Annotated in this window: 18 protein-coding genes and 1 other annotated feature; of the genes, 4 read left to right on the forward strand and 14 right to left on the reverse strand. The window is 43.6% G+C overall.

All coding sequences use genetic code 11. The features are described from left to right. Positions 1-133: 133 nt before the first annotated feature. From efp to NSS87_RS22490, 3 genes are all read right to left on the reverse strand, one after another. A complete protein-coding gene (gene efp, locus NSS87_RS22480) occupies positions 134-691 on the reverse strand; it encodes an elongation factor P (protein WP_042190473.1) in 558 nt (185 codons plus the stop codon). 46 nt (positions 692-737) lie between these two features. Further along, positions 738-1,808, reverse strand: coding sequence for a Xaa-Pro peptidase family protein (locus NSS87_RS22485; RefSeq protein ID WP_339242866.1), 1,071 nt, complete (start codon positions 1,806-1,808; stop codon positions 738-740). Between the two features lie 74 nt (positions 1,809-1,882). Next, on the reverse strand, positions 1,883-2,374 hold the full coding sequence (locus tag NSS87_RS22490) for a YqhR family membrane protein (protein WP_042190477.1): 492 nt from the start codon (positions 2,372-2,374) through the stop codon (positions 1,883-1,885). Positions 2,375-2,530: 156 nt separating this feature from the next. Between NSS87_RS22490 and NSS87_RS22495 the strand changes: the two genes are divergently transcribed. Together NSS87_RS22495 and NSS87_RS22500 are read left to right on the forward strand one after the other, a co-directional pair. Then, complete coding sequence (locus NSS87_RS22495; RefSeq protein WP_042190479.1) at positions 2,531-3,529, forward strand: DUF1385 domain-containing protein; 999 nt, start codon at positions 2,531-2,533, stop codon at positions 3,527-3,529. A 7-nt stretch (positions 3,530-3,536) separates the two neighbouring features. Further along, positions 3,537-3,878: a hypothetical protein gene (locus tag NSS87_RS22500; RefSeq protein ID WP_339242869.1), complete on the forward strand. Its 342-nt coding sequence runs from the start codon at positions 3,537-3,539 to the stop codon at positions 3,876-3,878. 80 nt (positions 3,879-3,958) lie between these two features. On the opposite strand, the gene NSS87_RS22505 is transcribed toward NSS87_RS22500, so the two are convergent. The 3 genes from NSS87_RS22505 to mntR all read right to left on the reverse strand — a co-directional run bounded on the left by NSS87_RS22505 (position 3,959) and on the right by mntR (position 7,341). Beyond that, positions 3,959-4,888 (reverse strand): patatin-like phospholipase family protein, encoded by a 930-nt coding sequence (locus NSS87_RS22505; RefSeq protein WP_339242871.1) that lies wholly within the window; start codon positions 4,886-4,888, stop codon positions 3,959-3,961. 91 nt (positions 4,889-4,979) lie between these two features. After that, on the reverse strand, positions 4,980-6,611 hold the full coding sequence (locus NSS87_RS22510) for a family 10 glycosylhydrolase (RefSeq protein ID WP_339242873.1): 1,632 nt from the start codon (positions 6,609-6,611) through the stop codon (positions 4,980-4,982). A gap of 304 nt (positions 6,612-6,915) precedes the next feature. After that, positions 6,916-7,341: a transcriptional regulator MntR gene (gene mntR, locus NSS87_RS22515; RefSeq protein WP_042190488.1), complete on the reverse strand. Its 426-nt coding sequence runs from the start codon at positions 7,339-7,341 to the stop codon at positions 6,916-6,918. A 193-nt stretch (positions 7,342-7,534) separates the two neighbouring features. On the opposite strand from mntR, the gene splB reads away from it, so the two are divergent. Next, entirely contained in the window at positions 7,535-8,611 is a 1,077-nt protein-coding gene (gene splB / locus NSS87_RS22520) for a spore photoproduct lyase (RefSeq protein ID WP_339242876.1), read from the forward strand. Here the strand turns inward: splB and NSS87_RS22525 are convergent. The 8 genes from NSS87_RS22525 to NSS87_RS22560 all read right to left on the reverse strand — a co-directional run bounded on the left by NSS87_RS22525 (position 8,608) and on the right by NSS87_RS22560 (position 18,083). Then, positions 8,608-9,321, reverse strand: a complete 714-nt coding sequence (locus NSS87_RS22525; RefSeq protein ID WP_042129852.1) for a cytochrome c biogenesis protein CcdA — start codon at positions 9,319-9,321, stop codon at positions 8,608-8,610. The genes splB and NSS87_RS22525 overlap by 4 nt on opposite strands. A 63-nt stretch (positions 9,322-9,384) precedes the next feature. Further along, complete coding sequence (locus NSS87_RS22530; protein ID WP_042194307.1) at positions 9,385-10,188, reverse strand: metal ABC transporter permease; 804 nt, start codon at positions 10,186-10,188, stop codon at positions 9,385-9,387. A gap of 329 nt (positions 10,189-10,517) precedes the next feature. Further along, positions 10,518-11,267, reverse strand: a complete 750-nt coding sequence (locus NSS87_RS22535; RefSeq protein WP_042190495.1) for a metal ABC transporter ATP-binding protein — start codon at positions 11,265-11,267, stop codon at positions 10,518-10,520. Positions 11,268-11,301: 34 nt separating this feature from the next. Then, a complete protein-coding gene (locus NSS87_RS22540) occupies positions 11,302-12,291 on the reverse strand; it encodes a zinc ABC transporter substrate-binding protein (RefSeq protein ID WP_256716417.1) in 990 nt (329 codons plus the stop codon). A 220-nt stretch (positions 12,292-12,511) separates the two neighbouring features. Next, a complete protein-coding gene (gene metG, locus NSS87_RS22545; protein ID WP_339242880.1) occupies positions 12,512-14,524 on the reverse strand; it encodes a methionine--tRNA ligase in 2,013 nt (670 codons plus the stop codon). A 49-nt stretch (positions 14,525-14,573) separates the two neighbouring features. After that, positions 14,574-14,834 (reverse strand) — a binding site (T-box leader). 40 nt (positions 14,835-14,874) lie between these two features. Beyond that, positions 14,875-15,138, reverse strand: coding sequence for a membrane protein insertion efficiency factor YidD (yidD, locus tag NSS87_RS22550; RefSeq protein WP_042190501.1), 264 nt, complete (start codon positions 15,136-15,138; stop codon positions 14,875-14,877). A gap of 2 nt (positions 15,139-15,140) precedes the next feature. Further along, positions 15,141-15,602 carry a Fur family transcriptional regulator gene (locus NSS87_RS22555; protein ID WP_042190503.1) on the reverse strand — a complete coding sequence of 154 codons (462 nt, stop codon included), beginning with the start codon at positions 15,600-15,602 and terminating at the stop codon, positions 15,141-15,143. 228 nt (positions 15,603-15,830) lie between these two features. Further along, positions 15,831-18,083 (reverse strand): stalk domain-containing protein, encoded by a 2,253-nt coding sequence (locus tag NSS87_RS22560; protein WP_339242882.1) that lies wholly within the window; start codon positions 18,081-18,083, stop codon positions 15,831-15,833. Between the two features lie 351 nt (positions 18,084-18,434). Between NSS87_RS22560 and NSS87_RS22565 the strand changes: the two genes are divergently transcribed. Continuing rightward, a complete protein-coding gene (locus NSS87_RS22565) occupies positions 18,435-20,204 on the forward strand; it encodes a sensor histidine kinase (protein ID WP_339242884.1) in 1,770 nt (589 codons plus the stop codon). The last annotated feature ends 10 nt before the right edge of the window (positions 20,205-20,214 follow it).

Here is a 20,214-nt window from a genome sequence, read left to right on the forward strand (position 1 = left end):
GCTTATTTTACTCAACTTCCAGTATTTTAATGTAGGTTTCCATAGCATCTTTATCCGTTACTGTTCATAAAAAAACCTCCACCGTATAAACGGGGAGGCTCTTCTGGTAATATCCAGGTTATTGTTCTGTTTCCTACGCGCGGGAGATATATTTACCTTCACGAGTATCAACCAGCAAGATGTCTTCCTCGTTGATGAACAATGGAACCTGAACACTATGTCCGGTTTCAAGCTTGGCCGATTTCGTAGCACCTTGAGCCGTGTTACCTTTAACGCCAGGCTCAGTTTCAACAACCTTCAACTCTACGCTGGTAGGAAGGTTGATCCCAAGAATCTCACCTTTGTAACTAACGATGTTTACAGTCATGTTCTCTTTAAGGAAATTCAATTCCCATTCCAATTGCTTTTCGGACAATTCGAATTGGTCATAAGTTTCGTTATCCATAAATACATGGTCCGATCCGCTTGCATACAGATATTGTACACCACGGTTTTCGATAATAGCACGGCCAATCGTTTCACCTGCACGGAATGTACGCTCTACTGTATTACCGTTACGCAAGTTCTTAAGCTTGGAACGAACAAAAGCTGCGCCTTTACCTGGCTTAACGTGTTGGAAATCAATAACGGTAAAAATATCTCCCTCTACCTCTACGGTCAAACCTGTTTTAAAATCATTTACTGAAATCACTAAAAATCCCTCCAAAATTTATAATTAATCTAATAATCCCGCTTACTTACAGTACTGTATATTCTTTAGACGAATGGGTCAGCAACGATATTCCGCTCTCCGTGATCACAATGTCGTCTTCAATACGTACTCCGCCAATTCCCGGCAAATAGATACCCGGCTCCACAGTTACGACCATCCCCGGCTGCATAATATCGTCACTAAGTTTGGACAAACGCGGCCACTCATGAACTTCCATTCCAAGTCCATGACCTGTGCTGTGTCCAAAATGTTCGCCATATCCGTAACTAGCAATGATATCACGCGCCAAGGCATCACATTCCCGTCCAGTCATACCCGGCTTGATATGTGCTAAAGTATGTAGCTGAGCTTCCAGCACAATATCATAGATCTCTTTCAGCTTCGGATCCGGTGCTCCGAGTGCGATGGTTCTTGTCACATCTGAGCAATAGCCATCAAGTAATGCACCGAAATCAAGGGTAATGAATTCATTGCCTTGAATTACACGGCTGCTTGCTACGCCGTGTGGCATGGACGAACGTTCGCCTGAAGCAACAATCGTATCAAACGATGAAGAAGTTGCACCATGGGTACGCATATAAAATTCCATTTCCAAATCAACATCGCGCTCAGTCATGCCCGGCTTGATCACGTTCAGAATATGACTGAATGTAGCATCGGCCAGATCTGCTGCACGTTGCATAACGGCAAGCTCTTCCTCATCCTTGAACATACGAAGGTCTTCCACAGCTTTGGAAATTGGAACTAACACTGCCGGCTTAAGTGCTTCTGCATATGAGGTGTACGCACTGAATGAAACATCATCCTGTTCGAAACCGATACGCACCTCTTTACCAGAAGGCAAAAGCTCGCGAACGGTATCAATGAACTTAGTTGCATGTTCTACAACTTTAACCTCCATTGCTTGGTCCGCGGCCTGTGTCATATACCTGAAGTCAGTCAGCAGATAACAATCATCACTTGTCACCAGTACATAACCGGACGATCCGGTAAATCCACTTAAATAGCGGCGGTTATAACCGCTAGTTATCAACATTGCATCCAATCCTTGATCCTGCAAAACCTTACGCAGCTTGGAGACACGCTTGTTACCCATTTTCATTCTCCTCTCGAAATAGCCACATTGTATTTTAACATAGGGATATCCCCTTGAGAAGTTTTTTCGCGCCGTTAGGCAAGCGCTGTACTTTGCTCACGCTTCCGTTCGTCCGTATACTCGATCGCTGCTGTATATCCAATGAACATTCCCCATAGTAAAAAAATACAGAACTCACTAATGACCGTGTTCCACGGCAGCTTGAATGGGGGCTGCATAAGAAACATCTGAGAACCAGGAATAAATATTACCGACCACCATAAAATGCCGTAGACTAGCCCTGGCCAAGGTCCCTTCAGCTTGCGCAGAAGCAATACATACAGCATGGAGGCGATCACCGAAAATACAATAAACATCATATAGCCCACGAAATGTCCTAACGCAGTTGATAAAAACTCATGTCTGAAAAAAGGCTCTGCGATAAAGCCAGGACTGACTTTGGTAAAACTGAACCAATAGGCAAGCCAATGAAGCCCTCCCCAAATCAATCCTGAAAAAAAACCTAACTCAAGCGCAAAAAGCCAAATATTTGTATGCCCCGATTTTTGTTGATGAGATTTACTCATGAAATTGCCTCGCTTTCTTTATTTTCAATGCCGATTTATCTCTCGCTCTCTCTTGAAGATAGTATGTACAGCAAAAGGCGATCCAACTAGTAATGTCTACAAAAATTAGTTACAATGTATTATATAAATCATATTAAATACGAGAAGGTGAATTGGTTGTCCCAGGAAACTCCCAGTTACGGCGGCCAAGCCGTCATTGAAGGTGTCATGTTCGGCGGTAAGCATATCAATGTAACAGCCGTGCGACGCAAGAATCAGGAAATCACATTTTTAGAAGTACCAAAAAGCGATAAGAGCTGGGTCACGAAACTGCGCAAGATTCCGCTGCTTCGCGGCCTTGTCAGTATTATAGATGCCAGCGCTAAAGGCTCTAAGCACTTGAACTATTCAGCCGAGTCCTACGCTGAAGATGAATTGGAACCGGAAGATCTCGAGAAGGAAAAAGCGAAGCCGAAGAAAAAGGATGAGGGCTGGAGCCTTGGAATGATTTTTGGCGTTGCTGTAATGGGTATTCTCTCCTTCTTGTTCGGAAAGCTCATTTTTACGCTTGTTCCGGTATTTGTAGAGGATTTTTTATTTAAAAATGTATTTGATAACTACGTATTGCACAACCTCATAGAAGGCGGCATCAAAATGATTCTCTTGCTGGTCTATTTATGGGCGATTTCTCAAACACCTGTGATCAAGCGCCTATTCCAGTATCACGGTGCCGAACATAAAGTCATCAGCGCTTTTGAAGCAGGCGAAGAACTGACTGTTCAGAACGTTCAGAAATACAGCCGTCTGCATTACCGCTGTGGAAGTAGCTTTATGATGCTGACGATTATCCTTGGAGTGATCATATACTCCGTAGTCCCATGGGATAATCTTTGGGAACGAGTGATCCAGCGGATTATCTTGTTGCCAGTCGTAATTGGTGTATCGTTCGAAGTTCTAAAGGGAACCAATGCGGTAAGAGAAGTACCAGGCCTTAAATATCTGGGTTACCCTGGATTGTGGCTGCAACTCCTTACAACCAAGGAGCCAAAAGACGATCAGGTAGAAGTATCTATTGCCTCTTTCAACCGTATGCGTGAGCTTGATGCGGAGATTGAAGCAAGAGGATATTCGGAGGCAAGTGTGTCAGGCGGCATATTGGATCCTGCGAAAGGATGAGTGATCTATGATCAGGCATGCTTTAATTTTTTGGATTACGGTTACGCTTGCGATATTCGGTTTTGTGATTGGAGTCTTAACTGAGCCTTTCTTTACACTGTCGAAGCTGATTCTCCCCTTAGTACTGTTAGCAATCATTTATTATGCTTACAAAAAAATGGGGCCAGGCAAATATGCTCGTAGCAGCAGTGGGTCTAAGGTTAAAGTGAAGCCTTCCCAGAAGACCATGTCAAAGGTAGCAGGAATTCGCAAGACCCAAGATGCACCAGGCAAACGCAAAAGCTATCCTTTCCAAGTGATCGAAGGAAGTAAAGGGAAAAATGACGATCAGCTTCCGAAGTATCACTAACTTCATAAGAACTCCAAAAAGCATCTCCACGTTTTAAGTAACGTGCGGGATGCTTTTTTCTCATATGGATACCCCGCTCGTTATCTTGGTCGCCACTCCTTAAAGAAATCTTCTCCTGCTTTAAGTCCAGCAGCATACATTTCATCGCTTTGCGCTTTTGTAATTTCAAATTGAGTCGTCCCAATCCCAAGCGTAGGAATTTTTACCGTACGAACAAATTTATCCCCTTCAATAAACTTCTCATCATGAGCAGAGAGCATGGTGGTTACCATAGCTTGGAGCATACTGAATGGCCCTCTAATTTTATGCGGCTGTGGATCGGTCTTACCTACCGTTTGATAACCTACCGTAGGAATTCTGCTCCCAAGTTGTTTGCTCCCATTATTCTTGCTGTCAAATAGCCACAAAGGAAAATTACTCAAGAGCCCACCATCTACAACATACACAAACTGCTCGGCAAAGGATTTCCCTCTTGCTGCCTGCCCGTTTAGTCTTAACATCACAGGATCAAAAAAATAAGGAATGCTGCAGCTCATTCGCACTGCCTTGGCCACTTCAAAATGCTCCGGAGAGATCCCATACTGCTCCAAGCCATCTGGCAAGACCAATATCCTTCCATTTGTGATATCGGATGCGATGATAGATAATTTACCGGCAGGCAGATCACGGAAGGTGATGATCCCCTTTTTCAGTAATAATGCTCTTATCCAGGATTCCAAGGCTTCTCCAGAATATAATCCTTTCTTCAATAACACTCGCAGCGCAGGACCAACGATAGCCGTATTATAAACGGGACCTCGCTTCAGAAACGATGAAAAGGATGTTCCTTGGATTATCCGACACATTTCCTCCCCTTCATAGCCCGCTGCTAGTAAAGTGGCTACAATCGAACCCGAGGAGGTTCCTGCTACCCTTTTAAAAGTCCAGCCTGCCCTTTCTGTAGCTTCAACTGCTCCTGCAAGAGAAATCCCCTTTACGCCTCCTCCTTCAAATACTGCGTTAATCTCCATACACAAAAATCCCCCGTTTCCCATAGATTCTATTGCTTATCTATGAGCACAGGGGAACATTCATGACTCCTTATGAATAACAGCTAAACTATTAGGATTTAAAATAAAAGGTCAGTAAGCTCGACAATCCGAACGGATTGCGGACTACGACGTCATTCGCTCTAAACATAATACTACCTGCAACCTCTTCGTACTTCTCATTATATTTGAGCTGATTAATAATTTGATCTCCACTTTGCCATTCAGCCTTTTGATCACTGGCTCCGACCTTATAACCAGCTAACCCGATGTAGAGTTTAACATTCGTATTCTCGACTTCTTTTACCCACCAATCTACTAACTTGTCATAACGAGCTGTGCTAAAGGACAAACTCCAATAAATTTGCGGAGCGACATAATCAATCCAGCCCTGCTTAATCCATGTCCGAACATCCGCATACATGCTGTCATAAGCAGATACCCCTGCAGTCGTGTCCGAACCTGTACTATCATTTTTAATATTTCGCCATACTCCAAAAGGACTGATTCCATAAGAAGCCTTTGGCTTCACCTTATGAATCTGTTCTCCCAACTGACGGACAAATTCATTAATATTATCTCGGCGCCAATCAGCTTTAGAAAGCTTTTTCGTATTATAGGTAGAATAAGCAGCATCATCGGCAAAAGTAACATTTGAAGGATAAAAGTAATCATCCAAATGGACACCATCGATATCGTAACCTTTAACCACTTCCATCACCGTGTCGATGATATGTTGGCGAGCCTCCGGAATACCTGGATTAATGTATTTCTTACCATCGGCATTCACAATCCATTCTGGATGTGCTTTTGCCACATGGTTACTTGCTAACGCTGAGGTGGAAGCATCCGTCGTTGCACGGAATGGGTTGAACCAAGCATGAAACTGCATACCGCGGGAATGCGCAGCACTGACCATATAGCTTAGAGGATCATATCCCGGATTCTTTCCTTGTGTACCCGTCAATACCTTAGACCAAGGAACTAAAGTCGATGGATACAGACTATCTGCTGAAGGTCTAACCTGAACAAATACAGCATTAAAGCCAACAGCCTTTAGCTTGTCTAACAAATTATCAAACTCCTGCTTTTGTTTCGCTTCATTTCCTGCCGAAGACGTTGAAGGCCAGTCCAGGTTGAATACGGTAGAGATCCAAGCCCCCTTCATCTCCTTACCAGTCGATCCACCAGGGATAGTCGGTAACGTCGGCACTGTTGGTGTCGTTGGTGTCGTTGGTTTTTCTGGATCGACAGATTGTGGTGGTTCAGTGTTGGAGATCAAGGAAATATGCTTATTAACCTGATCCCATAACACCTGCAGTCCCAATTGCTCACTTACAAAACGAATGGGTACCATTACCCGTCCCTGCTTAATCTGCACGGATGTATCCAGCGCTACCGAAGTATCGTTTACCCATGCGTTTTTCAGGCCACTGGTCAGCTTGAGAACCGTATCTCCTTGAGTGATCGTTACAGTCTTACTATTTTGATTCCATACTACGCCGGCATTTAATCCTTTACTGATCACACTTATTGGCACCATCGTTACATTGGAAGTTGTGATATACGGAGGCACATCACTAACCAGCGCCTCTCCATCCAGTTCAATCGTAATTTGCACCGCTGCCGCGCGTGCACCAGGAGACCATAAAGGCAGAAACAACATAAGTACTAACAAACTCAACATCCATTTACGATAATTCATAATTCCTCCCCAAATCTAAAAAATATGTATCCAAAAAATAAGAAAAAACGGATAAATCCTTCAAGCAGATGAGAGAATGCCTCCTTCTAAAAAGGGGGTATCTGTCTCTGCAAAAAATATAAGAAGTACCGAATAAAACTCATACTCTCTTATATTTTTAAAAGGACTGTATCCGTTTTGACGCTAAAAACTGGGAAAGGTTGCACTAAACAAAATAGAAACGGCTATACTATCCACTGATTATGCTCACGAAAGCCTTGCTGCGCATAACTTTTAGGACAGTATCCGTTTCGGGAAAAACATTTCAAGAATCGCTTGTCAGTTCGTTGTGAATCGCATATAAAGTCTGTACACGTTCTTCGTCGCGGCGGAAATATTCTACCAATGTTTCAATACGCGTAATCGAATCCCAACTTAAGTGATGCTCGATTCCTTCAACATCATTATAAATGTATTCCTGCTGTACTCCGATCAATCCGAGGAATTCCTCCAATAGTTGATGGCGATCAACCAGACGTTTTCCTACTTTTTTCCCTTTGTTGGTTAGGACAAGCCCACGATATTTCTCATAGATGAGATATTCGTCCTTATCCAGTTTTTGGATCATCTTGGTCACAGAGGAGGGGTGTACTTCCAGTCCCTCGGCAATATCCGAGACCCGCGCATAACCTTTCTCATCTATGAGCTTGTATATGCGCTCCAAATAATCCTCCATGCTGGGTGTTGGCATTAAACTTTACCTCTTTTCTATAATGAGCATGGCGCCGGGCCAAACCTTGCTCTAACAATGATACATGTTTCTAACGCACCTTGGCAAGTCCTTCAAAGGAACTTACAGATGAGTTGCACATGTTTGCCATGCTTCTATTTGGGCTGAGTTAGACATAATAAACATACTCGTCATTCAAAAGGAGCGTGAATTTATGACTATAGTGACGCCAGAGCCCTCTACTGTAAAAAGACCCAGAAAACCTACTGCACTTTTTCTTCCAGAGCTTGTTTTCTTCGAACCGAATGCTTTAAATTACCCTAAAGGTGAAAAAATAATGGAATGGGTAAAGGCTAACAATATCCCTTATCGTATGACCACATCACATAATCGTATTATGAATTTCCCTGGTGAAACTGAGGTCGAGCAATATAAAATTGCCAAAAGAACGCTTGTTGTCGGCCTACGCAAAACTTTGAAATTTGACCAATCCAAGCCATCGGCTGATTATGCTATTCCCATTGCCACCGGCTGTATGGGGCACTGCCATTATTGCTATTTGCAGACTACCTTAGGAGCAAAGCCCTACATTCGCGTATATGTAAACACAGGTGACATTATAGATGCTGCCAAAAAATATATTGAGGAGCGCAATCCAGAAATCACCACTTTTGAAGCTGCCTGCACATCTGATCCTTTAGGACTTGAGCATATTACCGGCTCTCTGGCAGAACTGATTACATTTATGGCAAAAGAACCCCTTGGCCGTCTGCGCTTTGTGACCAAATACCAACATGTTGAACCACTGCTTGCTTTGGAGCATAACGGACATACCCGAGTTCGCTTCAGCGTCAACGCAGATTATGTAATCAAAAATTTCGAGCCTGCTACCTCCCGCTTTGAGGAGCGTATTGAAGCCGCTGGAAAGGTAGCACGGGCGGGTTATCCTCTTGGCTTTATCATTGCTCCAATTATTTGGTATGACGGCTGGCAAGAAGGTTATGCTGAGCTACTGGCCAAGTTAGCCCAGACCCTCCCCCCTGAAGTCGGAAAAGGATTAACCTTCGAAATGATTCAGCATCGATTCACCAAAACGGCTAAGACGGTTATAGAGAAGCGCTACCCCAAATCCAAGCTAGAAATGGACATGGAGAAGCGTAAGAAGAAATGGGGACGCTGGGGACAAAATAAATATGTCTATCCAGATGAACAGCAAACCGCCCTGCGAGAGTTTATCACAGAGCGGATATTCGAACATTTTCCAGAAGCAGGAATTGATTATTTCACTTAAAAAATGAGCCAATCTGGTGTGATTCCCTGTAGCCAAACTGTGATCCGAAACATTTGATCTGTAAAGAGCAGAACGCCCATAAATACCATGAGAACGCCACCAATCTTCATCAGCACATTTGAATATTTAAGGATGCGTCTGGCTCCTCCAAGAAAGAAGGCTAAGACAAAGAATGGCAATGCGAACCCTATGCTATAAGCCGTAATTAACGTAAACCACGTGCCAGGCTCACTTGCAGAAAGTGCGATAATCGCAGTCAGAATCGGTCCAATACATGGAGACCAGCCCGCTGAAAAACCGATACCAAAAATAAAGGATCCCACATAACCCGCCGGCTTCCATTTTAAATCAAGCTTACGTTCGCGAAGTAGAAATTGCGGCTGAAAGATCCCAAGCAAAAATAATCCCATCACAATAATCAAAATCGCCGATAATTGCCGGATCAGATCACGCTGTCCATTAAAAAATTGTCCAAATAGTCCTGCACCAAATCCTAAGGTGTAAAAAACCGCTGAAAAACCTAAAATAAATGCCAATGTATGGGTTATTGTGCGTATACGGACCTCTTTGGTATTGCTACCTGACTTCAATTGCTGAACGGATAATCCGGTAATATACGATAAATAAGAGGGATAAAGCGGTAAGCAGCAGGGTGATATAAATGATGCTACCCCTGCTGCTAAGGCTATTCCTGCATTGATATTAGACAAGGTAGCGGCTCTCCTTCCAGCATTCGAATCACTTCAGGGCATACCCTATATTTTATTCGCTGTTTATGCTGGCAAACCCTTTTTACCGATCAAAGTCAACACTAATAGTGATATGAGTAAAAGCACAATGGTTGCACCAGGGGCCAGATTCCAAACTCCTGCAACCACTAATCCGCCTACAACAGCAATTTCCGAAATGATGACGGATAGAATGACTGAGGATTTAAAGCTTCGGGATAACAATAAGCTGATGGCCACCGGAATGGTCAGTAGAGCTGATACTAGCAAAGATCCAACAATTTTAATCGCAGTACTGATTACAAGCGCCGTCAGAATGGTAATCAACATGTTAAGCAGCTTCACTGGGAGTCCGCTGACACTCGCAGCATCCTCTTCAAAGCTAAGTAAGAAGAACTCCTTAAAAAACAGAGATACTACTACTACAACTGCTATCGTTACGATCCCTACTACGATTAAATCGGTATTGTCTAACGTATAAATGCTACCGAACAAGTAACTCATAACATCTGCATTATAACCTTTTCCTAAAGTGAAAAAGAGTGAGGCTAAAGCCACTCCGCCCGACATAATTATGGCTATCGAGAGCTCTGCATAACTCTTATAAGCCTTGCGCAGCTTCTCTATCGCGAAGGAAGCCACCACTGCAAAAATAAGACCTGCTCCCAGCGGGTAAAATCCTGTCAAAAAACCAAGTGCCACACCGGCAATCGTAACATGAGCCAGCGTATCCCCAATCATAGATAAACGTCTGAGCACAAGAAAAACGCCTATAAGCGGCGCTGTAATGCCTATCAGAAGACCGCCCGCAAGCGCTCGCTGAAAAAAATCGCTAAATAGAATTTCCAACTTTAACTCTCCTCCGTAGAACAATTGAAACATTTTTAAAAGCTTTTATTAAAATCTTTTTTCGATTCCTCCCAAACCCTCCCTCCTAAGGGAGGGCCCCAAGGGCTCTGCCCTCTGTACACCCGTCAAGTGCAACTGGCGTAGGAGGTGGGGTTACTGAACATAGTCAGGACGAAGAAGGATCGCTTTCGCCCCTAACGGGGCACGCTTACAGCGTCGCGGTATTTAGATACGGAAAGGATTAAAGATGAGGGAAACCCTGCTCCCACGCTCTATGTACGCCCCCAATAATCGAGGGTTCCCTTTTACTACCAGAGTTTAACTATGACCTAAGAGAGCGTGTGCTGCAGGTTCTCCTCTGTACAATTCTGCAAATCATGAGAATGACGGGAGAAAAAGTTAATCTTACCGTTCGTTTGCACAGGTTCATTCCCTAAGTAATTCTTAATCATGTCAATATCATGCGACACCATTAGGAATGTCATATGATGATGGGCATGCATATGTGTAATTAATTCAAAGAATCCTGCTTGTGATTCAGCATCAATACCGACTGTAGGCTCATCCAAAATCAGCAGATCCGGATGGTTGATCAACGCACGTGCTAGAAATACACGTTGCTGCTGACCGCCTGACAGCTGGCCTACTCTTTTCTCCGCAATATCCTGTATCCGCATCACTTCAAGTGCATCTTCGCACTGACGATGCTGAGCCTTAGATACTCTTCGAATAAGATTCTTGTTGTTGTACAAACCAGATAGCACTACTTCACGCACCGTTGCTGGAAACAGCGGGTTGAAGGCGTTCTTTTGTGGAACATAACCTATCCGTTCCCAGTCTTTAAACTTGCGGACAGGCGTTCCAAATAATTTGATTTCACCACTGCTTGCCGGAAGCAAACCGACGATCATCTTCATCAGTGTTGTTTTACCAGCGCCATTAGAACCAATGATACCAAGGAAGTCTCGTTCTCTTACACTATAGTTAAGATTTGAGATCACCTTCTGTTCACCATATGAAAAAGAAAGATCCTGTATATCGATGATATGCTGATGGCAGTCCAAGGATACCGATTGCATGCTTTAGCACCGCCTTTTCCTTATACTTTCCTTTTTATTGTAAAGCCATAATCAGATTTTGCAAATTTTTCTCCATCAAGGTGAAGTAGTTATCCCCGTTCTTTTCTTGCTCCGCAGTAAGACCCTCTACAGGATTAAGAACCATAGTAGACACACCAGCTTCAGCCGCTAACGTCTTAGCCAGTTTATCGGAGACAAGCTCTTCAAAAAAGATGTATTTAATTTTTTCCTCTTTAACCATCTTCGCCAGGTTTACTAAATCCTGTCCACGCGGCTCAGCGTCTGGGGATAATCCCATAATCGCATGCTGCTCAAGCTTATAGTCACGGGCAAGGTAGGCAAAAGCTTGGTGTGAAACTACAATTTTGTGGTTAGGCAGCTTGGTAAGCTCCTGTTCAAATTTACTATCCAAAGCCTGTAAACGTTCAGCAAGCTTATTGTAACGCTCTTCATAACCATCTTTATGCTCAGGGTCCACAGATTGAAGGCTTTCTTTTATATTGCGCGCCATGATGATCGCTGATTTCGGACTTACCCAGGTATGTGGGTCCGTATGAAGGCTATCCTCAGAAGAATGGCTATTATGATCAGCATCATCTTCGTGATGATCCTCTTCGCCGCTTCCCCCATGATCATGTCCGTCATCTTCATCGGTCATTATTAAATCAACACCTTTACTTACTTCAACAGCTTCCACTTTACTGCTGCTATCAAGTCCTTTTAGAAAATTAGGAACCCATCCCTCAAGCCCTGCTCCATTGTACAAGAATAGTTGCGCTTTGGAGGTATTGACAATATCCTGACTGCGTGGTGTCCAATCATGCGGCTCTACACCAACCGGAAGAAGATTAATGGCATTTATATCATCTCCACCAATTTCCCGAGTAAACTCATAAATAGGATAAAAAGTAGTTACAACATTTACTTTCCCTTCAACTATACTTCCACTGCTCTTAGGTCCACATGCAGTGAGTGTAAATACAAGCACCAATGCAAGTATAAGCAGACTTATTCGTGACTTCATAGCAACCATTAAATTGATCTCCCTCTCAAATCGTAATCTTTACTATTAGAAGTATAATAGTAATCATTACGATAAGTCAACAATAAATCCTATTAAGATGATTCTGAATTTTATCCCTGCTTATACGTTGAAAAAAGGAATGTTCCCACAGCCTAGCTGGCTGAAGGAGCATTCCCTTTCTTATATAACAATTACATATATAGATTCTACATAACGAATCTCACTTCACAATAGCTCCATTTGGCATGCTGTCTGGAACTGTAGCGATGGTTAACTGATCACCTTTAGAAGCCGCTAAAATCATCCCTTGGGATAATTCTCCGCGCAGTTTCACTGGCTTCAGGTTCACAATACAAATCACTTTTTGGCCTACCAGCTCTTCCGGTGTGTAAAACTTTGCGATACCAGAAACGACTTGACGCTGCTCATAACCTAGATCCAGCTGCAGCTTCAGCAGCTTGTCGGCTTTCTTCACAGGCTCAGCTGCAATGACCTGAGCTACCCGAAGCTCAGCCTTGGCGAAATCGTCGATGCCGATCTCTTCTTTATGCTCTTCCTCAGGCTCGGATAACGCAGGAGCCGCAGGTGCTGCTTCGGTCGCTTCAGCAGCCGGTTTACCAGCGCCCATGGCTTCGGCGATATAAGCTACCTCTTGCTCCACATCCAGGCGTGGGAAGATCGGATTGCCTTTCACCAGCTTTGTTCCTGCCGGAATCAGACCAAAGGTCTTGCCGCTGTCCCATGTCGTTAATTCACCAACTTCGATGCCAAGCTGTTCCCAAATCTTCGCTGGGGTTTGCGTCAAGAACGGCTGCAGTAGAATGGAAGCGGTGCGAAGACCTTCCACAAGATGTCTCATTACGGAAGCCAACTCAGCTGTTCTGCTCTCATCCTTAGCAAGCACCCAAGGCTGTGTCTCATCAATATATTTATTGGTGCGGCTGATAAAGATCCCGATCGCTGTTAGCGCTACGGAGAACTCCATTTTTTCCATCGCTTCTTCTACTTTGGCATAAGTATTCTCTGCCGCAGCTTGAAGCTCACCATCAAATGCTGTTACATTTCCTTCATACGCTGGAAGCTCTCCACCGAAATACTTCTCTACCATCGCACCTGTCCGGTTCAACAGGTTACCAAGGTCATTAGCAAGATCATAGTTAACCCGATCTACAAAGCTTTCCGGTGTGAATGTACCATCCGAACCAAATGGTACTTCTCGTAGCAGATAATAACGAAGTGCATCCAGGCCGTAACGATCGATTAATGTAACTGGATCTACAACGTTCCCTTTGGATTTTGACATTTTGCCATCCTTCATGAGCAGCCAGCCATGAGCAAATACCTTTTTCGGAAGAGGCTCACCCAGCGCCATTAGAATGATCGGCCAGTAAATCGTATGGAAACGGACGATTTCTTTGCCGACAATATGCACATCAGCAGGCCAGAAATTATCATACAGACTGCGATCCTCGGAACCGTAACCCAAAGCAGTAATGTAATTTGTCAATGCATCGATCCATACGTACACTACATGCTTTTCATCGCCTTTAACCTTAACACCCCAATCGAAAGTCGTACGGGAAACCGCAAGATCCTCCAGACCAGGCTTAATAAAGTTGTTAATCATTTCGTTTTTACGGGATTCCGGCAAAATAAACTCCGGATTCTCCTCATAAAATTGCAGCAATCGATCTGCATATTTACTCATCCGGAAGAAATAACTCGCTTCCTTCACAAGTTCAACCGGATGACCGCTATCAGGGCTTTTTGCACCAATGATTACGCCATTGTCATCTCGAACGATATCGACCAATTGTGTTTCTGTATAGAAGGTTTCATCCGGAATACTGTACCAGCCTTCATATTCGCCTTTATAGATGTCACCTTGCTTGAGCAGTCGATCAAAAATATCCTGAACTACCTTCTTATGACGTTCTTCCGTTGTGCGGATAAAGTCATCATTGGAGATGTCTAGCTTGCGCCATAATTCCTTAATGCCAACAACGATGTCATCAACGAACTGCTGAGGGGTTTTGCCTGCTTCCTCTGCCTTCCGTTCAATCTTTTGACCATGCTCGTCTGTACCTGTAAGATACCTTACATCATAGCCGCGTAGACGTTTGTAGCGGGCCATTGCATCTCCAGCTACGGTAGAATAAGCATGTCCGATATGCAGCTTATCACTCGGATAGTAGATAGGTGTAGTTAAGTAAAAAGTTTTCTTTTCGCTCATTGATTAATCATCCTTTCTTTCATAAAAAGACAAAAAACTCCCGCCCCTTTAATGGGGCGAGAGTATAACTCACGCGATACCACCCAAATTTCCTGTCTCTTCACAGAGATCAGGCTTCGCCAGTTCCCTCTCGGGAACTGTCCATTAACGCTGGAACACGCCGTTATCTTACGTGAACCTCAATTGCAGTTCCCGCTCGAACACAGTTCCTCCCGGACCATATTCAATCAAACGCTCCATACCGGCTTTCAGCTCGTTCCGGCTCTCTGTAATGGGCGTACCGATTTACTCATCCGTTCCTCGGAATTCATACTATTACCTGTGAATATACCCAATGGCAAGGGCTCGTGTCAAGTCGCGCGAGCAGAATCCTTCTTCGTAGGGTGTTCCTCAAGAGGCGGAACCGGATCAAGTCCCCCTGGATTGAAGGGATGGCATCTAGCAATCCGCTTGGCAGCAAGCCATGAACCTTTAAGTGGACCATGGACTTCAATAGCTTCTAGTGCATAGGCAGAGCAGGTTGGATAGAAGCGACAAGTGGCAGGCTTAATCGGGGAAATGTACTTGCGGTACACCCGAATGGGAGCCTGAATCGTTCTACGAAGGGTAGCCATCCTTAGACCCCTTTTTTGCGATTAGCTGCTGCGACTAGTTCTTCTTCCCGGTTCTCTTCACATTCCTTGCAATAACCGAACACCTCAAATTTATGCTTGACTACCCGGAATTGATCAGGTGTATCCGTTAAATTCATCGGGCAGAAATTAATCGGGTAGGTTTTCTCGCATTGAAGGCAGATCATATGATGATGGTGATCCTGATGATTGCAGCTTCCCTTGAATTTCACGCCGTCTTCAAAGACGATTTGTTCAAGTACACCAAGCTCTTCCATTACACGCAGATTGCGGTACACGGTATCAAAGCTAAGTCCGCTATACTTGCGGCCCATATGCTCATAGACATCCTTCGCTGACAAATAACCCTTATTCTCGCCGAATAACTTGGCAAGCGTTTTGCGTTGGTCGGTGATTCGCAGACCTTGCCCCGACATGACCTCTAATATTTGTTCTGTCGACAGCATACGCTCATCTCCCATTACATTTCAGTTCATTTCATTTATGCTTCACTCTCTTAATAATGCCCCAAAATAAATGCCCCGTCAATGAAACAACCAAGTGTATGAGCGTTCATCAGAGTAAAATCATACATTTAAATACAAAAAGTCCAGCTGAGTATTCCTTTGCGGAATATTCAGCCGGACTTTTATTTCAGGTGAATCCCAAATAACTTAAAGGATGGACCTATTTTGTTATTTCTTCGCTGGCAGCGGTGTAACCAGGAAATTCACCGGCAAGTTACTACCAGAAGCTGCTGTGAACAAAATCTCCACGGAGCCGCCATAATCGCCAGTACGATAAATCACACTGTTCATGTCAGCACTAGAGAGACTTCCTGAATTCGGCATTTGTACGATTTGACCATTAACCATAACTGGTCCCATGTAATTACCGCCACGTGGATTAAACGTAATCAATGAATTAGGTGCAACACGGTCGAATTTGATTTTGTATAACACACCAAAGTTACCTGCATTGGATGCTTCAGTACCATTCATTGGGTCTACACCGGTCAAATTCAAATCACTCGAATTGTCACCGAGAAGAAGTCTCGCAGGAGTTGTTCCTACTTCGTCGGTAACCGTGATGATGCGTGTAGAATCAGCATAAGTTCCTCGGTTATGCACCCCATCACGATCCAATATTGGAAGTGTAGGAAGTGTAGTTAGAGGATCTTTATTCGCTTCGATCATCATGACATTATATTCAATAGGATAATCGCTAAACAAATCCGCTTGGAGGGATACAATCTCGCCTGGTTTCATTGCAATTTTGTTTAGATCCGTAAGAATCGAGACGCTTTCTCCTGGTTGAAGGACCGTTGTCTTATAATGTTCCCTAGTAATCATAGACTTCCAGTAACGTTCCACAGACATTTTACCAGTGCCTTCTGGAAATGAACTTGGACCGCCAAAGCCTACATACTCTGTTGTAATTGTCGTAGGGTACAGATTGTTATTCTTAGCAATCACATACACCTTCGTTTTAATATTCATATTATTCTTATGGTGGACCAAGAAGCGAGTTCCGCCGAATGATGTTTCTTTATATGTGATTCCTTCCGTATTCACTGTTTCTGGACTATTACTGCGAATAAGGTTATATGGCTCAGAAGAAAGATTATAGGCTACCTTCTGCCAAGTTGGAACCATCGATCCGTCGATGTTAAATACGCTACCCGGAGCACCGAATAATCTATAGAAATCTTCTTTACTGTACAAGATTTCATCTGAAATATTAATGGTTTTCTCAAAAGTGCTGATTGCGCCATGTGAATCTTTGACTTGAATAGCGACTGTTGCTGGACCTGGTGTAAAGAAAGCTTCTGCTTTGTTCGTCCAAGTCACTTCAATTGGATCACCGTCTGGGTCGCTGCTTAGATCCGAATAAGTGATCATTTCACCCATCTTGTAAGAATCTTTGTCTGTCGTGAAATTAGCGACTGGCGGTGTATTTGGTTTTAGTACGTTGATGGTCACAGAGTAAGGATCACTCCACTGTCCATTCGCATCCATAACGGAATAGGATACTACATAAAATCCTGGTGTATCATAGATATCTTGCTTATTTCCTTCCCAGCGTTCATCGACAATGGCCGTACCATTCGGTGAAGAGCTGGAAGTTACAAAATTCACAGGATCACCAGCATAAATTTCAGTTGGCACTGTAAAAGAAGCTTTTGGCTTCGTGTTCAACGTAAGAATTACTCGTTTTTGCACATTATCAACGGTATAAGGAATGCCTAATGCCCCGGTGATGGACGTCAAAGGAACCATGAATGTACCATTAGTTTGGTAAGCTGGACCTTTCATCGTCACATTTTTACCATTAACGGAATAGATCTTACTGTCCGTTTTAAAGCGCATTACGTCGCTTCCTTTGGTAACAATGGTCTCTTTCGTTTTATAATCGTAAATGTATTTCACACCTACGCGTTCTACCATAGCTCGGATCGAAACGTATGAGACGCCATTCTTCACGGCCATTGGCTGATTAGCCAAATACTCAACGCCGTTTTGGTACATTTTGTTGCTGTTCATCATAAGTACAAGCTGATTACTAGCTGCAGCACGAACACCATCCGTTGGTGTAGGTTGTGTAGTGGTTTCAGGTGTTGCACTTGGGAGTGATGTAGCAGTTGGTGCAGTTGTTGCTGTAGGTTCGGATGTTGTTGTCGGTTCAGTTGTTGTCGTCGGTTCAGCTGTTGCCCCAGGGATTGGAGTTGGAGTTGGTGTAGGTGATACGACTCCCCCTGGTACCTCAGTTGGCATTGGCGGTAATGGGTCAGTAGCTTCTGGCATTACATCCGTCGCAGATGTGGCAGCTGCTCCTACTGCATTGGTATTACCTGAGGTACTATTGACAGATTCAGCAAAAGCCGGCACTGCCGAGGCGGCCTGAGATATGGCCAAAACAGCAACTAACGTTAATTTCTTCAAATCCATGATATGACTCCTCTGCTCCTATTTGTAAATATAAGTAGGTCTCTGTCTTTTTCATACTCCTCTTATATTCCCCGCAAAAACGCAACCGCTCTCAGCGGAGCGGAAGAATTGCTTTTTGCCACGTTCGTTATAACAAAACATAGTATTAGACGCATCCGACCGCAAAAAGTTTCATTTTAAAGTAAAGAAAGATTAACCCAGTATTAAAACAAGCAAAAACAACCCTTCATCCGCTACCCGAAAAATATGAGATTATCCATATAAATATGTGTATTTTACGGCAAGGTATATTCGCTTTCATTTGCTTTTGTTACAATGTATGGAAGAATATCTTTTCATGCGGGTGATGACATGTCCAAGAAAATCTCCATCCTCGTTCAATTAATCATGGGTTTCTCACTGATCATTTTCACTATCGTAGCCTTTACGATTTTTTTGTCCTACCGTTCGTCATCCCAAGCCGTTCTTAACCGGTCGAACCAATATATTCTGGAGTCCGTCAAACAGCTTCAAGGTAAAATGGACGCTATTCTTCAAGATAACGACAAACTCTCTTCTACGATCATGTTCAGTCCCTTGATTCAAGAAACACTAGGAGACTTAGCAGAATCCCGCACACCTCCTACTGACGCTATGGATATCACCCGCTACATCGATCAACAGACACGTTCCATCAATTATGACATCCAGTTCAAGCTGCTCGGACTTTCAGATAATCAGGTATATACCAATAGCAGCTCCTTAAAAGTAATCTGGGACAGCGAGAGAGAAATCCGCGGCGCCTATTGGTTTCCAGCTATAGCCCAGAATAACGGCCGTATGCTCTGGTTTGGTGTAGATGTATGGCAGAACGGCACGATCCCTGTGGTCATGGGAGCTAGGCAAATTAATGATTGGAATGATTTAAATCGGCTAGGAACCCTATTTCTGGTCCTTCCTGTGGAGGTTATCCATAACGCTGTCAGTCAATTTCATCTTGGTAAGAATGAGAAAATTCAAATTGTTGATTCCTTCAACACCATTGTTTATTCCACCGATCCAGATGAGATAGGTCTGTATATGGATGATAGAATTCTAAGTCAATTCAGTAATCATAAAGCACGAATCATCCCAAATACCATAAACTCCCGCAATATGTTCGTATCCTACGCTTATTCCCCCTACAGCGAGTGGAGCATTTTTGCTTACATTGATTCTAAAGAAGCTGTTAAAGATTTAAATGGCATTCGCAGAAATATTATTTTAATTGGCCTGCTCGGGATGGCCGCAGCGTTATTGTTTACCTTCTTTTTCTCGTGGACACTGTCTAAGCCGCTTCGTAATCTCGCAACCAAGCTAAGCAACGTTGAACGCGGAACCACGCTACCGTTTGTAAAAACAACCATGAATAAAGAAATGGCTATCCTATACTCAAGCTATAACTCCATGCTTCAAAACCTAGACCATACGATTGCTGACCTCTCAAGCAAACAAATCAGTGAAAAACAAGCTCAGATCGTAGCTCTTAAAGCACAGTTTCGTCCTCATTTTCTCTACAATACTTTGAACACCATCTATTGGTCACTAGCTAATAAACATATGCGAGAAGAGTCACAAATGGTTATTGCACTAAGCGATTTGCTTCGATACAGCATTGATCGTGGATCGGAATTTGTTACGGTTGAGGAAGATTTACAACAACTAGAAAGGTTCATTTACCTGCAAAAACTACGCTACGAGGACAAACTACAGGTTGATCTGCACGTGAATCCTGAGGTCATGAATAGGCAGCTTATGAAGCTAACCCTTCAGCCCCTTGTAGAGAATGCTATCACGCATGGACTTGAACCTACACTACGCGAAGTATGGCTTATACGTATTCGGGCCTATAGTGAAGGCAACTCACTTGTGCTAACAGTAGAAGATAACGGAGAAGGCATGAGCGAGGCAAGAATGGAAGAGGCCTTAATCAGCGGCGAGGTTAATCCGGAGAAGCTGCTCCACACGGGTATCGGTCTCTCCAATCTGAATCATCGTATAGAACTAATCTATGGACATGGATTTGGCCTTCATTTATCAACCAGCGAGCTCGGAGGCTTACTCGTAAAAGTCACTGTTCCATTACAGTTCGATCAAGGGTAGGGGGCGAAGT

The organism is Paenibacillus sp. FSL F4-0243 (assembly GCF_037963295.1).
In the GTDB taxonomy this organism is placed as follows: domain Bacteria; phylum Bacillota; class Bacilli; order Paenibacillales; family Paenibacillaceae; genus Paenibacillus_AQ.

Bases quoted from the DNA above. Each gene is read 5' to 3' on its own strand.
- NSS87_RS22485 (WP_339242866.1), bottom strand. From the start codon at position 1,808: ATGGGTAACAAGCGTGTCTCCAAGCTGCGTAAGGTTTTGCAGGATCAA.
- NSS87_RS22490 (WP_042190477.1), bottom strand. From the start codon at position 2,374: ATGAGTAAATCTCATCAACAAAAATCGGGGCATACAAATATTTGGCTT.
- NSS87_RS22500 (WP_339242869.1), top strand. From the start codon at position 3,537: ATGATCAGGCATGCTTTAATTTTTTGGATTACGGTTACGCTTGCGATA.
- NSS87_RS22505 (WP_339242871.1), bottom strand. From the start codon at position 4,888: ATGGAGATTAACGCAGTATTTGAAGGAGGAGGCGTAAAGGGGATTTCT.
- NSS87_RS22510 (WP_339242873.1), bottom strand. From the start codon at position 6,611: ATGAATTATCGTAAATGGATGTTGAGTTTGTTAGTACTTATGTTGTTT.
- mntR (WP_042190488.1), bottom strand. From the start codon at position 7,341: ATGCCAACACCCAGCATGGAGGATTATTTGGAGCGCATATACAAGCTC.
- splB (WP_339242876.1), top strand. From the start codon at position 7,535: ATGACTATAGTGACGCCAGAGCCCTCTACTGTAAAAAGACCCAGAAAA.
- NSS87_RS22535 (WP_042190495.1), bottom strand. From the start codon at position 11,267: ATGCAATCGGTATCCTTGGACTGCCATCAGCATATCATCGATATACAG.
- NSS87_RS22540 (WP_256716417.1), bottom strand. From the start codon at position 12,291: ATGAAGTCACGAATAAGTCTGCTTATACTTGCATTGGTGCTTGTATTT.
- metG (WP_339242880.1), bottom strand. From the start codon at position 14,524: ATGAGCGAAAAGAAAACTTTTTACTTAACTACACCTATCTACTATCCG.
- yidD (WP_042190501.1), bottom strand. From the start codon at position 15,138: ATGGCTACCCTTCGTAGAACGATTCAGGCTCCCATTCGGGTGTACCGC.
- NSS87_RS22555 (WP_042190503.1), bottom strand. From the start codon at position 15,602: ATGCTGTCGACAGAACAAATATTAGAGGTCATGTCGGGGCAAGGTCTG.
- NSS87_RS22560 (WP_339242882.1), bottom strand. From the start codon at position 18,083: ATGGATTTGAAGAAATTAACGTTAGTTGCTGTTTTGGCCATATCTCAG.
- NSS87_RS22565 (WP_339242884.1), top strand. From the start codon at position 18,435: ATGTCCAAGAAAATCTCCATCCTCGTTCAATTAATCATGGGTTTCTCA.